Below are 14,354 nucleotides of genomic sequence, written 5' to 3'. Positions count from 1 at the left end.
TGACTTAGCAACGCCATCTACCGCTCGGTGCGCGTAGAGGGGCATCGGTTTGCGCGGACTCAGTCGGGACGCGGCCTCAGTGAATTCGGAACGAAGGGCGTCGCTTACTGGCCGCTTTGTGGCCTGATTGGCAAAGCTCACGTTGCAGGTAGTCGGGTATCGTCGGAAGCGACCCGAAGGGGCCATCCCCACCATTGGAGGGATTTCCGCAGTTCTCGGTACCCAACGTCTCAGCTCGTTTGTAGCTCGGACTCGACAGGGGGTCGCAGGTTCAAAATGGTGCCAGCCCGATCGCTTTTCATTTTGCCCGGCTGATTCCCGTGTTGAGGGTGGCCATGGCTCTCCTGGTGGCGTCAAGACGCGAATGTAGGTGCCAAGCTCAGGGCAGTATCCGTCCGTGCTCTGACTCTCATGCTGCGCTTCCTGCAGCCTACGATCACCCTCGCGTGGGTCCCATCTCTGGCCGATCACGGACGTCCACTCCAACGTTCTGTAGGGGGAGCGACGCTCCGACGATGTGATTACTAGGCGCACTGTTACCCGCGGCTCGCTCAGCGAACAGAAAGGGTGAGATGCGGGAGAGGAGGCGGCCTTCGTCGTTAGCGGCGGAGCATCTGTCGGCTCGCGCGGCTAGTGTGCGCCTCATGGCAGACGAACGACTCCCGGCGCCGGGATGGTTGAGACTTGAGCTCTCCGTGGACTTGTCTTCGCGGCAGGAGGATGAATCCGATGACTTCGGTTGGGATTCCTGGCGCGGCTCGATCGTCGCGGGGTGGGAAGTCGACGTCGATCTCGAGCCAGCCCACGTCGGTGCCCTGACTGCTGAGTTCCCGAGGGAGATCTTCGTTGAGGATGGTGAGATTACGGTCCACGTCGGCGGGTGTGAGCTCATGGTTCTGCACCTCGACGAGGGTCACCCGGTGTTCGGAGACCAAGTGGCCGTTGGACCCTATGGCCCTGCCATTTACGACGCCGGTGACGCCCTCGCTCAAGACCTGGCCGATGTCCTGGGGCCACTCACCCAAGGGGCCGCTGACGACCCGTTCATTCAGGAAGTGATGGATGCTAGCGAAATTGGCTGGTACGACTCGCTCGTCCTGCTGCGCAGCATCGGTATCCATGAGCGCTTCCGGGGTGAAGGAATCGGAGCCTGGGCCGCTGCTCGCGCGATCATGCAGCTTGCACGCTCCGAAACCGCCTTGGTGGCACTGAAGGCAGCACCGTTGAATCGGACCAAGTTCCTCAGCAGCATTGAAGTTGCAGACCCTGAGGCACACAGAGACCTGAGCCCTGCGGAAGCTGCGGCCTGGGACGCAGCTTGCGTGAGGATCGCAGCGAATTGGCAGAAGTCGCTTGGCCTCGCGTCGGTCACCCACCACCCTGGCGTCCTGTTTGCGCCAGGTGGACAGAACAAGGCGCTGGTCGCCACCTTGCGTCGCTTCTAGTGCAACGTTCGAGGCGCGTGGGTCGCGACTCGTTGAAGGCCGCATTCCAGGTGCCGGTGAACGTATCCAGAGGTCCAATCTTCGGAGCGGGGCGACACCGATGACGCGATGGGTCGAACCCGTTGAACTCCTGCGGCTCGTTCGGCGTGACTTCTCGCTCAGCGGCAGTGAGCCGGTTGGGGGTCACTCTGCGAGAGTCAAGTGAGCTGATTCCCGTGTCGTAGCCCGGGCTGCCCCCGGCCGATATCCACACCTATCGGGTACGACTTTCGCGGTGGCAGGTTGGTGAGGGCCCAGACCTCACCGGGATCCAGAGTTTTGCCGACACGCTTGAGTCTCCCCACCCCTGGAAAATCTTGGGCTGCTGTGATTCGGCCCATGTCCGCAAGTGTGAGAGGGCGCGCAGCGCTCTGGCGAGTTTCCGTTTCCTGATGACTTGCCTCGCTCCATCAATTGTTGCCCCGGCGGCTGCGGTCACCACAACCATCAGCCCCGAGGTGCATCGGCCGCGCACACGAGAGCGGCGACGGGCGGGGCACTGTGCCCGTTACGCTGGTCATACGAACTTCAGATCGGTGCACCCCTAGGGGGCACACTTCGGATGTAACGGGATGGAACCGTAGAAGACGGCCACTGGCATTCCAGGCGAATGCGGATTTTCGCTGGAATGCCAGTAGGTGTCCCTCCGGTTCAAGTCCCCCCTCGGACACAGAAGAAGACCCCTCTCTCCGGAGGGGTCTTCCTTTTTCTCGCGTCGAGCGGCCGCCCGCGCACCCGCGGGTGTCACGTTCGTGTCGCGCTGGGTGGCCCCTGCCAGGACGACGCGTGCGTGACTTCTGGTTCGGCACAGCGGGCGGCCGGGCGGGGGAGGGCGTACGTTGACTCCGTGAGCAAGGCGGTGTCGCCCACCCACCACCTGCCGGGCCCAGGTCCCTTCCTGACGTACCCCAATCTGATCACCCTGATCCGCGGTGTGGCGGCCGCGTGCCTGGCGGTCACGGCTCTCGTCGTCGATGACCCAGTCCCGTGGCTGATCGCCGGCTATCTCACGTACTGGCTCGGGGACAGCCTCGATGGACTGGTCGCGCGCCTCCTGGGTCAGGAGACGAGGGCCGGCGCGGTCTTCGACATCTGCACCGATCGGCTGAGCACCGCGATCCTGGCCGCGGGCCTCGTCGTGCAGCAGCCGGACCTGGCGGTGCCGATCGGCCTGTTCCTCCTCAACTTCATGGTGATCGACCAGCTGCTCTCGCTCTCGTTCCTGCTGTGGCCGATCGTGAGCCCGAACTACTTCGCCGAGGTCGATCCCACGGTGTTCCGGTACAACTGGTCCCACCCGGCCAAGGCGTTGAACAACGCCGGGATCATCGTCGCGGTGCTGATCGGAAGCCTGCCCGTGGCGTTGGCGATCGTCACAATCCAGTTGGCGGTCAAGATCACCAGCGCCGTCCGTGTCGCCCGCCTCGCTTCCAGACGTGCATCCGCGACCCCGCGGGCCTACGGTGGCGCGCGAACAGACGTGCTCCCCGATCCCGGCTACCCACCAGATCGTGCTTGAGGCGCTCCGGGCCGGTGCAGGCCCGGAGCCTCCCCTCATGGTCGAGCGAGCGTCCTTCCCATGGCGCACCCGAGCGTGAACCCAGTCAGCGCGTCAGCGCCCGGCCTGGAGGCGTAGGCCGGCGAGCAGCAGGTCGAGGCCGGCGCGGAACTCCTCGGCGTCGTCGTGGGAGGCGAAGTCCTCGAGGATGTGATGGACGAACGGGAACTCCTCAGGGTCGAGCTCGCGCCAGCCGTCGAGGTGCTCGGCGGCGTACTCCTCGCGCGTGACGGTGCCGTTGCGGACCTCCGGCGGCGGGCGCTGGCCCAGGTCGGCGGCGGTGCCGACGACGAAGCCGATGATGGCCGAGACCGCGTGGAAGCTGTCCTGCGACGAGAGGTCGAGCCGCATCGCCTGCTGGCCGAGTCGCTCGAAGATCCGCATGGCGTTGGGCTGCACATCGGTGTTGCGCATGAAGTAGGCGCCGAGCCACGGTCGCTCGACGATGGCCTCGAACAACGTCACCGCGATCGCGCGCAGACTGTCGATCGGATCGGGCATCGTCAGGTGGGCCTCGGTCGACGCGAGGACGTCGGCCATGACGTGGTCGCTCGCGCGGTCCAGCAGCTCGTCCTTGTTCGAGACGTACCAGTAGATGCTGCCGACGCCTCCACCCAGGCGCGCGGCCAGGGCGCGGAACGTCAGGGCGGACTCGCCGGCCTCGTCGAGCAGGGCCACGGCGTCGGTGAGGATCGCCTCCATCGAATGCGTGACTCGACCGCGGGACTCCCGTGCGGGACGGGTGCGCGAGCGGTCCGGGGAGGGTGTCATGCGTCCCATCTCACCATCCGTGTCTTCCATCGAACGTCGTTCTATCGTATCGAACGGCGTTCGAGAGTCGAACGTCGTTCGATTCAGAGGTCATCTCATGGAAGCTGTCGCCCCCACCCGCGCGGTCGCGCGCACCTATCCGTCGCTGCGCGCGGCGTGGATTCCCCTGGCCGCGCTGTGTCTGGCGTTCTTCGTCGAGATGGTCGACAACACGCTGCTGACGATCGCGCTGCCGACGATCGGCCGTGACCTCGGCAGCAACACGACCGGGCTGCAGTGGGTCACGGGCATCTACTCGCTGACCTTCGGCGGGCTGCTGCTCACGGCAGGGTCGATGGCCGATCGACTGGGCAGGCGGCGCGTCCTGCTGGTCGGGCTGGCGGTGTTCGGCGTGGCGAGCCTCGCCGTCGTCGCCGTGAGGAGCGCCGGCGAGCTCATCGGCTTACGCGCGGTCCTGGGCGTGGCCGCGGCGGCGATGGCCCCGATCACGAACTCGCTCGTCTTCCGCCTGTTCGAGGACCAGGCCCTGCGCATGCGCGCGATGACGCTGATGATCGTCGTCGGGATGAGCGGCTTCATCCTCGGGCCCCTGCTGGGAGGCACGGCGCTCGTGCACGTCAGCTGGGAGTGGCTGCTCGTCGTCAACGCGCCGATCGCGCTGGTCGCCTGGATCGGCGTGCGGCTCGGGGTGCCCGCCGACCGGCCCGAGGACCTCACGGACGACGCGCTCGACCTGATCGGCGCGGTGCTCAGCATCGCCACGATCGGCCTGGGCTGCTACGCCCTCACGAGTGGTGTGGAGCACGGCTGGTGGTCGACCGCCACCTTGGGCTGCGTCCTCGGCGCCGGCCTCGCGCTCGCGGCGTTCATCGGGTGGGAGCGGCGGACGCCGACGCCGATGCTGGATCTCGGCGTGTTCTCCAACGGGACCGTGCGGGGCGCGGCGCTCGCCCAGGTCGGCACGGCGATCGCGATGGCCAGCGTCATGTTCGGACTGATCCTGCACTTCCAGTACGCCTACGGCTGGAGTCCGCTGCGCGCCGGACTGGCGAACCTCCCGATGATCCTGACGATGGTCCTGGCGACGCCGATCACCGAGCTGCTGGTGAAGCGACTGGGTCACCGAGTCGCCTGCCTGGTGGGCGCGGCGCTCATGACGGGTGCGCTCGCCGGGCTCGCGTGGGGCGTCGAGCACGGCTACGCGCCGATCGCCGTGGCGATGGTCGTCATGACGATCGGCCTGCGGACGGTGATGACGATCTGCGCGGTCGCGCTCGTGGAGGCGATGCCCGAGAACCGCACGTCGATCGGCACGGCGCTCAACGACACGGCCCAGGAGGTCGGCTCGAGCGTCGGCACCGCGGTCGTGGGCACGCTCATCGCGGCACTCGTCACGGCGACGCTGCCCTCCGGCGTCTGGTCCTCGGCCTTGGTGGCCTCGTTCTTCGCGGGGGAGAGGATCACGTACGCCGTGCTCGCAGTCCTCGTCGGCGTGATCAGCGGCTGGGGCGCGCTCACCCTCACCGACTCGCGCGTGACCGAAGAACCGCACTGACGCGGAGGCCCGCGAGCGGCTCGAGTCGTTGCTCGACCTATCGAATTGCGATAGATTACTAACGACAAGCGACACGAAGGAGCCGAAAGATGAGCGTGTGGGCGATCCGGGTGCTGCGGGCGGTGATAGCGATCGCGCTGGTGGGGTCCGTCGTGGTGCAGGTGGCGATGGTCGCCCTGCTGTGGCTCGACACCGACGAGGAGCCGACGGGCACGAGGGTGGCTCTGGTCGTCATCGGCGTCCTCGGCGTGCTGACGCTGCAGGTGGTGGCGGTGTGCGTCTGGCGACTGCTGTCGATGGTCGCGCACGGCACCGTCTTCTCCCACCGGGCCTTCCGGTACGTCGACGTCGTGATCGGCGCGATCGCCGCGGCCGCGGCACTGATCTTCGCCGTCGCCGTGGTCGCCCGCTTCGCCAATCACGCCACGCCGGGGGATGAGGTCGCCCCGGGCCTGGTCGGCCTGATCTGCGGCTTCGCGCTCGTGGCCGCCGGTGTCGCCTTGGTCGTCTACGTCATGCGGACGCTGCTGGCGCAGGCGGTCGCCCGGGACGCCGAGGCCAGGCACCTGCAGTCCGAGCTCGACGAGGTGATCTGAGTGGCGATCGTCGTCGACATCGACGTGATGCTGGCGCGCCGGAAGATGGCCGTGGGGACGCTCGCCGAGCGGGTCGGGATCACGCCGGCCAACCTCGCCGTGCTGAAGAACGGGCGGGCCAAGGCGGTGCGGTTCACCACCTTGGCGGCGCTGTGCGAGGTGCTCGACTGCCAGCCCGGCGACCTCCTGCGCTGGGAGCCGGACGCCGACGGGACGGATGCCGAACGGACGGAGCCGCGCGCGCACGAGCGACAGTCCTGAGTGAAGGTGCGGCGGACCGTCCCTGAAGAACCGCCGCTCGGTTGGCGGGGCCGGTGGGACGCCACCATGCTGGACGGGTGACGACTTCCCGCGAGCTGGCCGAACTGGCTGCTGCCCACCACGTCGCGACGGAGTACCGCGGGTCCGATCGCGAGATGGTGCAGGTGGACGACGAGATCGTCGTGGCGGTCCTGGCCCAGCTCGGCGTCGACGCGAGCGGCCCTGACGCGATCCGGCGTGAGCTCGAGGCCGTGCGGCAGCGGGAGGCGCAGACCGCCCTGCCGCCGACGATCGTCCTGACCGCCGGCGCGACGCGTGAGCTGGAGGTCCCCGCGACCCTGGTGCTGGAGGACGGCACCTCGTCACGCGTCGAGCGGCTGTTCGACGTGCCGCTCGGCTGGCACCGCCTGGTCACGGACACGCAGGACGTGACGCTCATCGTCGCCCCGAGCCGCATGCCCGAGGTCCCGCGCACGTGGGGCTGGATGTTGCAGCTGTACTCGCTGGGCACGGACCGATCCTGGGGGATGGGGGACTACGGCGACCTCGCGGAGATGGCCCGACGGGCCGGGACCGAGCAGGGCGCGGGCGTGCTGCTGGTGAACCCGGTCCAGGCGTTCGTGCCCTCGAAGCCCCTGCAGCGGTCGCCGTACTCGCCGTCGAGCCGCCGCTACGCGAACCCGCTCTACCTCCGGGTCACCGACACGGCGGCCTTCCGCGAGGCGGACGAGTCGACCCAGCGGGACGTGCTGGCGCTCAGGCCGGACTCGAGCACCGATCTCATCGACTACGACGAGGTCTGGGCCGCCAAGCTCGCCGCGCTCGAGCTGCTGTGGGAGACCGGTCCCGCGCACGAGACGGAGATCGTCGACCCTGACCTGAGGGCGTTCGCCACGTTCTCGGCCCTGGCGGAGCGGCACGGCGCGGACTGGCGGCAGTGGCCCGAGGAACTACGGGACCCGGCCGGGGAGGCCGTGGCGCAGGCCCGGGACTCGCTCGCCGATCGCATCGCGTTCCACGCCTGGCTGCAGGAGCTGTGTCGCGAGCAGCTCGACGCCGCGCGGGCGGCCGCGCACGAGGCGGGCATGGCGGTCGGCATCGTGCACGACCTGCCGGTGGGGGTGGACCCGGGCGGCGCGGACTCCTGGGCCGAACAGGACACGTTCGCCTCGGACGTCCGGGTCGGCTGTCCGGCCGACGCCTTCAACCCGCTCGGCCAGGACTGGGGACTGCCCCCGTGGCGACCCGACCGGCTCGCCGCGTCCGGTTACGCCGCCTTCCGCGACGTCATCCGCAGCGTCCTGCGCCACGCCGACGGCATCCGCGTCGACCACATCGCCGGCCTCTGGCGACTGTGGTGGATCCCGCCGGGCGAGCCCGCCCACCGCGGCACGTACGTGCACTACGACGCGGACGTCATGCTCGGCATCCTGGCCCTGGAGGCGTCCCGGGCCGGTGCCATCGTGGTCGGCGAGGACCTCGGCACCGTCGAGGACGTGGTCACCGAGACGATGCATCAGCGCGGGATGCTCAGCTCCGCCGTGCTCTGGTTCGAGCGCGACTGGGAGGCACCCGGCCAGCCGCACGTGCCGCCCGAGCAGTGGGAGCCCGAGACGATGGCCAGCATCAGCACCCACGACCTGCCCACCGTCACCGGATGGCTGCAGGACGAGCGCGTGCGCGTGCAGGCCGAACTCGGCCTGCTGGGCGGGTCGGCGGAGGAGGCCTACGCCGAGGCCGAGTCCGACCGCGCGGCCATGCTCGACCTGCTGCGCGCCGAGGGCGTCGACGAGGACGATCTCGTCGTCGCGCTCCACGCCGTGATCGCCCGCGCCGCGTCCCGGCTGGTCCTCAGCTCGCCGGCGGACGCGGCCGGCCAGCTCCAGCAGCCCAATCTTCCCGGGACGGTCGACGAGTATCCGAACTGGCGGATCCGCCTGCCGATGGACCTCGACGAGTTCTTCGCCGACCGCCGGGTACGTGCAAGCATTGCCGCCATGCAGGCCGCGCGCCCACCGGCGTGACCGGCCCCCAACCCAGAGGAGAGTCCGTGCAGCCCTGGCCTGGATCGCCCTACCCGCTCGGTGCGACGTTCGACGGGACCGGCACCAACTTCGCCGTCTTCTCCGAGTCGGCCGAGTTCGTCGAGCTCTGCCTGTTCGACGACGCCGGAAACGAGACGCGGGTCCGCCTCGAGGAGGTCGACGGCTTCGTCCACCACGGGTTCCTGCTCGGAGTCGCCCCCGGACAGCGGTACGGCTTCCGCGTGCACGGCCCGTACGATCCCGAGAACGGGCACCGGTGCAACCCGAACAAGCTGCTCATCGACCCGTACGCCAAGGCGATCTCGGGCTCGGTCCACTGGGACAAGTCGCTGTTCGCGTACGACCTCGACGACCCCGAGCAGATGAACGAGGACGACTCGGCGGGTCACGTCCCGTACTCGATCGTCATCAACCCCTACTTCGACTGGGCGAACGACCGGCTGCCGCGGACGCCGTACCACGAGTCGCTGATCTACGAGGCCCACGTCAAGGGCCTGACGATGACGCACCCGGACGTCCCCGAGTCCCTGCGGGGCACGTACGCCGGCATCGCCCACCCGGCCATCGTCAAGCACCTGAAGTCGATCGGCGTCACCGCGATCGAGCTGCTGCCCGTGCACCAGTTCCTCAACGACCACTACCTGGTCGAGAAGGGCCTGACCAACTACTGGGGCTACAACACGATCGGCTTCTTCGCGCCGCACGCCGACTACGCCGCCCACCCCGGCCGCCAGGTCGAGGAGTTCAAGGGCATGGTGCGCGCGCTGCACCAGGCCGACATCGAGGTCATCCTCGACGTCGTCTACAACCACACCGGCGAGGGCAACCACCTCGGCCCGACGCTGTCGATGCGCGGCATCGACAACTGCGCGTACTACCGGCTCGTCGAGGGCGACGAGCAGCACTACATGGACTACACCGGCACGGGCAACTCGCTGAACGTGCGGCACCCGCACACGCTGCAGCTCATCATGGACTCGCTGCGCTACTGGGTCACCGAGATGCACGTGGACGGGTTCCGGTTCGACCTCGCCGCGACGCTCGCCCGCGAGTTCTACGACGTGGACAAGCTCGCGACGTTCTTCGAGCTCGTGCAGCAGGACCCGGTCGTCAGCCAGGTCAAGCTCATCGCCGAGCCGTGGGACGTCGGTCCCGGCGGCTACCAGGTCGGCAACTTCCCGCCGCTGTGGTCGGAGTGGAACGGGCTCTACCGGGACACCGTGCGCGACTTCTGGCGCGGTGAGCCTGCGACGCTGGGCGAGTTCGCCTCCCGGATCGCCGGATCGTCCGACCTCTACCAGGACAACGGCCGGCGGCCGTACGCCTCGATCAACTTCGTCACGGCGCACGACGGGTTCACGCTCAACGACCTCGTGACCTACAACCACAAGCACAACGAGGCGAACGGCGAGGAGGGACGCGACGGCGCGGACGACAACCGGTCGTGGAACTGCGGCGTCGAGGGACCGACCGACGACGAGGAGGTGCTGGAGCTGCGCCGACGCCAGCGCCGCAACCTGATGGCGACCCTCCTGCTGTCCCAGGGCGTCCCGATGGTCCTGCACGGCGACGAGATCGGCCGCTCGCAGGGCGGCAACAACAACGTCTACTGCCAGGACAACGAGGTCAGCTGGGTCGACTGGGACTCGCGTGCGGAGGAGCGCGCGCTGCTGGAGTTCACCTCCGCCCTGGCGGCCTTCCGCCAGCGTCACCCGATCTTCCGCCGTCGGCGGTTCTTCGAGGGCAAGCCGGTCCGCAAGGCCGACGAGCTGCGCGACATCGAGTGGTTCACCCCCTCGGGCGACGAGATGGAGGAGAAGAACTGGGAGGACGAGCTCGGCAAGTCCATCGCGGTGTTCCTGAACGGCGACGCGATCGCGGACCGCGACGCGCGCGGCATGCGGGTCACCGACGACTCGTTCGTGCTCGCCTTCAACGCCCACAGCGAGCCGGCGGAGTTCACGCTCCCGCCGGAGGACTACGGCTCCGGCTGGGCCGTCGTCGTCGACAGCTCGACCGGCGTCGTCCAGGAGCCGGGCCCAGAGACGCTCGGCGCGCATGCCACGTTCCTCGTTCCGCCGCGCTCGCTCGTGGTGCTGCAGCGGGTCGGCTCATGACCGCACCGTCATCGACGTACCGGCTGCAGCTGCGGCCCGGGTTCGGCTTCGACGACGCTCGCGGTCTCGTGGACCAGCTGGCGTCGCTCGGCGTGGGCGCGCTCTACCTGTCGCCGGTGATGGAGGCGACGCCGGGCTCGACCCACGGCTACGACGTCGTCGATCCCACGCGGCTGCGTGACGAGCTCGGCGGCGAGGGCGCCTTCCGCGACCTCGTGGCGGCCGCGCACGAGGCCGGCCTGGGCGTCGTCGTGGACATCGTGCCGAACCACATGTCGGTCGAGGTGCCCGAGGCGAACCCGTGGTGGCACAGCGTGCTGCGCGAGGGCGAGGCCTCGCCGTACGCCCGCCACTTCGACATCGACTGGTCGCGCGGGCGCATCCTCGTGCCGATCCTCGGGGACGCGGCCGACGTGGCGCAGCTGACGGTCGAGGGCGACCACCTGGCCTACTTCGACCACCGCTTCCCGATCGCGGAGGGCACCGGCCACGGCAGCCCGCAGGAGGTGCACGATCGCCAGCACTACGAGCTGGTCGACTGGCGCCGGGGCAACAGCGAGCTCAACTACCGCCGGTTCTTCGACATCACGACCCTGGCGGCCGTGACGGTCGAGCGGCCCGAGGTCTTCGAGCAGGCCCATCGCGAGATCTTGGGGTGGGTCGACTCCGGGGACGTGACGGGCCTGCGCGTCGACCACCCCGACGGGCTCGCCGATCCCGGAGAGTACGTCCGGCGCCTGCGGGAGGCCGCACCCGACGCGTGGATCGTGATCGAGAAGATCCTGCACCCGGGGGAGGACCTGCCCGCGAGCTGGCCCGTCGACGGCACCACCGGCTACGACGCGATGCGCGAGGTCTTCGGGGTGCTGCTCGATCCCGCCGGAGAGCGGGCGTTCACCGGTCTCGCCGGCCGGCTCGGCGTCCCCACCGACTACGCGGCGGTCGAGCAGGAGGCCCGCCGCATGGTCACGGACAAGATCCTGGTCGCCGAGGTGCGCCGGATCGCCGCGCTGGTCGAGGGAGTCGAGGAGGCGGCGACCCGTGCCGCCGTGGCCGAGACGATGATCGCGTTCGGCGTCTACCGCTCCTACCTGCCCGAGGTCGGGTCCACGTGGGCCGACGCGATCGCGCGCGCCCGGTCCCGGCGTCCGGACCTGGACGAGGCGCTGTCGGCGCTCGACCGCCAGGTGCGCGCCGATCCGGGCGGCGAGCTCGCGACGCGCATCCAGCAGACGTCGGGGATGGTGGTCGCCAAGGGCACCGAGGACACCACCTTCTACCGGTACACCCGCTTCGCGGCGCTCAACGAGGTCGGCGGCTCGCCGGACGTCTGGGGTCTCGGGGTGGAGGAGTTCCACCGCCTCGCGGCCGCCCGCGAGGCATCGCAGCCGACGACGATGACGGCACTGACGACGCACGACACCAAGCGCTCGGAGGACACCCGGGCCCGCATGGCCGTGCTCGCCGAGGTCGCCGACGACTTCGCCGAGAAGGTCGTCGCGTGGACCGAGCGGTGCGGCATCGACGAGCCGTCGCTCAACCTGCTCGCGTGGCAGACGCTCGTCGGCGCCTGGCCGATCAGCGACGAGCGGCTTGCCGACTACCTGCTCAAGGCGGCGCGGGAGTCGAAGCTCCGCACGACGTGGACCGAGCCCGACGAGGCGTTCGAGGAGGCGGTGGCCGACTGGCCGCGCCGGGTTCGGGACGAGCTCGGCGAGCAGATCGACGACTTCGTCGCCCGGATCGCCGCGCCCGGATGGTCGAACTCGCTCAGCCAGAAGCTCGTCCAGCTCACGATGCCCGGCGTCCCGGACGTCTACCAGGGCACCGAGCTGTGGGACTTCTCGCTCGTCGATCCCGACAACCGGCGCGAGGTCGACCACGGCCTGCGCCGCGAGCTGCTCGACCGGTCTCGTGGCGACCTCCCGGAGGTCGACGCCTCCGGCGCCGCCAAGCTGCTGCTGGTCCAGCGCACGCTGCGTCTTCGGCGCGACCGACCCGAGCTCTTCCGCGGATACCGACCGCTGGCCGCCGACGGTCCTGCGGCCGACCACCTGCTGGCATACGCGCGCAGCGAGGACCTCGTCGTGCTGGCGACGCGGCTCCCGGCGGGGCTCGAGCGTGCCGGCGGATGGGGAGACACCACGCTGGAGCTGCCCGACGGCTCCTGGACCGATGTCCTCACCGGCTCCTCGGCCGACGGCGGGCGCGTGCAGCTCGCAGCAGTGCTCGGCCGGTACCCGGTGGCGCTTTTAGTCCGAGGGGAGGACCGATGACGCTCACGGTGTGGTGCCCCGACCTGGAGCGCGTGCGCGTGCGGATCGGCGACGTCGATCACGAGATGCGACGGGCGGATGACGGCTGGTGGACCGCGGACGTCGACGCGCCCGCCGGGACCGACTACGCCTTCCTGCTCGGTGACGACGACACGCCGTTGCCCGACCCGCGCTCGACGTGGCAGCCGCACGGCGTGCACGGCGCGTCGCGCGTCTACGACCAGGACGCCTTCGCATGGACCGACCGCGCGTGGGCGGGTCGCGCCCTCGAGCGCTCCGTGATCTACGAGCTCCACATCGGCACTTTCACGCCGGGGCGGACGTTCGACGCCGCGATCGAGCGCCTCGACCACCTCGTCGACCTGGGCGTCGACCTCGTCGAGGTGCTCCCCATCAACTCGTTCGACGGCACGGCCGGCTGGGGCTACGACGGCGTGCTGTGGAGCGCGGTCCACGAGCCGTACGGGGGTCCGGACGGCTTCAAGCGGTTCGTCGACGCCTGTCACGCGCGCGGGCTCGGGGTCGTCCTCGACGTCGTCTACAACCACCTCGGGCCGTCCGGCGCCTATCTGGACCGGTTCGGTCCGTATTTCGCCGGCGAGAGCGACTGGGGGCCCGGCCTCAACCTGGACGGGCCGCAGTCCGACGAGGTCCGCCGCTACGTGATCGACAACGCGATGATGTGGTTCGAGCACTTCCACGTCGACGCGCTGCGGCTCGACGCCGTCCACGCCCTGGTGGACACGCGAGCCATGCCGATCCTCGAGGAGCTGTCCGCCGAGACGGCGCGGATGTCGGACGTCCTGGGCCGGCCGCTCAGCCTCATCGCGGAGTCCGACCTGAACGACCCGCGCACCGTGCGCCCGAGGTCGAGTCACGGACTGGGCATGGACGCGCAGTGGTCGGACGACCTGCACCACGCGCTGCACGTGCGGCTGACCGGCGAGACCGACGGCTACTACGCCGACTTCGCGGCACCGGGCGCGCTCGCCAAGACCCTGCGCGGCGCGTTCTTCCACGACGGGACGTGGTCGTCGTTCCGCGGACGCACGCACGGCAGGCCAGTGGACGTCCGCGAGCTCACCGGCGCGTCGTTCCTGGCCTACCTCCAGAACCACGACCAGATCGGCAACCGCGCCACGGGGGACCGCATCTCGGCGACGGTCCCACCCGATCTGCAGGCGTGCGGCGCCGCGATCGTGCTGCTCGGGCCCTACACGCCGATGCTGTTCATGGGCGAGGAGTGGGCGGCGTCGACGCCGTGGCAGTTCTTCGCGTCGTTCCCCGACCCCGAGCTGGCCGAGGCGGTGCGAACCGGCCGGCGCCGCGAGTTCGGGCGGCACGGCTGGGGCGAGTCCGAGGTGCCCGATCCGATGGACCCGGCCACCGTCGAGCGCTCGACCCTCGACTGGGACGAGCTCGGCGATCCGGCCCATGCGCGCATGCTCGAGGTCTACCGCTCGCTCATCGCGCTGCGCCGTCAGCACCCCGAGCTCAGCGACCCGTCGCTGGGCGACTTCACCGTCGACGTCGCCGCCGACGACTCGTGGCTCGTGATGCATCGCGGCCGCTTCCGCGTCGCCTGCCGGTTCGGCGATGTCGCGCCCCCGGTGGACGGCGAGATCGTGCTGGAACTCGAGCGCGTCACCGTCACCGTGACGCAGTAGCCCCGGTCACACGGCCGGGCCTGT

General features: G+C 69.6%; 10 protein-coding genes. 9 read left to right on the top strand and 1 reads right to left on the bottom strand.

The features are described 5' to 3' along the window. Positions 1 to 644 precede the first annotated feature (644 nt). Positions 645 to 1,445, top strand: coding sequence for a hypothetical protein (locus AB3M81_RS04355; protein WP_412902690.1), 801 nt, complete (start codon positions 645 to 647; stop codon positions 1,443 to 1,445). Positions 1,446 to 2,331: 886 nt separating this feature from the next. Continuing rightward, a complete protein-coding gene (locus AB3M81_RS04350; protein WP_412902689.1) occupies positions 2,332 to 3,003 on the top strand; it encodes a CDP-alcohol phosphatidyltransferase family protein in 672 nt (223 codons plus the stop codon). A 93-nt stretch (positions 3,004 to 3,096) separates the two neighbouring features. Here AB3M81_RS04350 and AB3M81_RS04345 read toward each other — a convergent pair whose 3' ends face one another. Next, positions 3,097 to 3,813 carry a TetR/AcrR family transcriptional regulator gene (locus AB3M81_RS04345; RefSeq protein ID WP_412902688.1) on the bottom strand — a complete coding sequence of 239 codons (717 nt, stop codon included), beginning with the start codon at positions 3,811 to 3,813 and terminating at the stop codon, positions 3,097 to 3,099. Between the two features lie 97 nt (positions 3,814 to 3,910). Between AB3M81_RS04345 and AB3M81_RS04340 the strand changes: the two genes are divergently transcribed. The 7 genes from AB3M81_RS04340 (at position 3,911) to treZ (ending at position 14,330) form a co-directional block, all read left to right on the top strand. Next, positions 3,911 to 5,368 carry an MFS transporter gene (locus AB3M81_RS04340; protein WP_412902687.1) on the top strand — a complete coding sequence of 486 codons (1,458 nt, stop codon included), beginning with the start codon at positions 3,911 to 3,913 and terminating at the stop codon, positions 5,366 to 5,368. An 89-nt stretch (positions 5,369 to 5,457) separates the two neighbouring features. Then, positions 5,458 to 5,964 (top strand): DUF2975 domain-containing protein, encoded by a 507-nt coding sequence (locus AB3M81_RS04335; protein WP_412902686.1) that lies wholly within the window; start codon positions 5,458 to 5,460, stop codon positions 5,962 to 5,964. Continuing rightward, complete coding sequence (locus tag AB3M81_RS04330) at positions 5,965 to 6,225, top strand: helix-turn-helix domain-containing protein (RefSeq protein WP_412902685.1); 261 nt, start codon at positions 5,965 to 5,967, stop codon at positions 6,223 to 6,225. 77 nt (positions 6,226 to 6,302) lie between these two features. Then, entirely contained in the window at positions 6,303 to 8,249 is a 1,947-nt protein-coding gene (gene malQ / locus AB3M81_RS04325; protein ID WP_412902684.1) for a 4-alpha-glucanotransferase, read from the top strand. A 26-nt stretch (positions 8,250 to 8,275) separates the two neighbouring features. Continuing rightward, on the top strand, positions 8,276 to 10,387 hold the full coding sequence (glgX, locus tag AB3M81_RS04320; RefSeq protein WP_412902683.1) for a glycogen debranching protein GlgX: 2,112 nt from the start codon (positions 8,276 to 8,278) through the stop codon (positions 10,385 to 10,387). Beyond that, positions 10,384 to 12,663: a malto-oligosyltrehalose synthase gene (gene treY / locus AB3M81_RS04315; protein WP_412902682.1), complete on the top strand. Its 2,280-nt coding sequence runs from the start codon at positions 10,384 to 10,386 to the stop codon at positions 12,661 to 12,663. Before glgX ends, treY begins: the two co-directional genes overlap by 4 nt. Next, a complete protein-coding gene (treZ, locus tag AB3M81_RS04310; RefSeq protein ID WP_412902681.1) occupies positions 12,660 to 14,330 on the top strand; it encodes a malto-oligosyltrehalose trehalohydrolase in 1,671 nt (556 codons plus the stop codon). Before treY ends, treZ begins: the two co-directional genes overlap by 4 nt. Positions 14,331 to 14,354: the final 24 nt, after the last annotated feature.

This window comes from Aeromicrobium jepli (assembly GCF_047246605.1).
Lineage (GTDB): Bacteria > Actinomycetota > Actinomycetes > Propionibacteriales > Nocardioidaceae > Aeromicrobium.
Note: the sequence above shows the minus strand (reverse complement) of the source record. Positions and strands in the feature narration are given on the sequence as shown.

What these genes read in the sequence shown, in the direction of transcription:
- AB3M81_RS04355 (WP_412902690.1), top strand. Translation starts at nt 645, where the DNA reads ATGGCAGACGAACGACTCCCGGCGCCGGGATGGTTGAGACTTGAGCTC.
- AB3M81_RS04345 (WP_412902688.1), bottom strand. Translation starts at nt 3,813, where the DNA reads ATGACACCCTCCCCGGACCGCTCGCGCACCCGTCCCGCACGGGAGTCC.
- AB3M81_RS04340 (WP_412902687.1), top strand. Translation starts at nt 3,911, where the DNA reads ATGGAAGCTGTCGCCCCCACCCGCGCGGTCGCGCGCACCTATCCGTCG.
- AB3M81_RS04335 (WP_412902686.1), top strand. Translation starts at nt 5,458, where the DNA reads ATGAGCGTGTGGGCGATCCGGGTGCTGCGGGCGGTGATAGCGATCGCG.
- treY (WP_412902682.1), top strand. Translation starts at nt 10,384, where the DNA reads ATGACCGCACCGTCATCGACGTACCGGCTGCAGCTGCGGCCCGGGTTC.
- treZ (WP_412902681.1), top strand. Translation starts at nt 12,660, where the DNA reads ATGACGCTCACGGTGTGGTGCCCCGACCTGGAGCGCGTGCGCGTGCGG.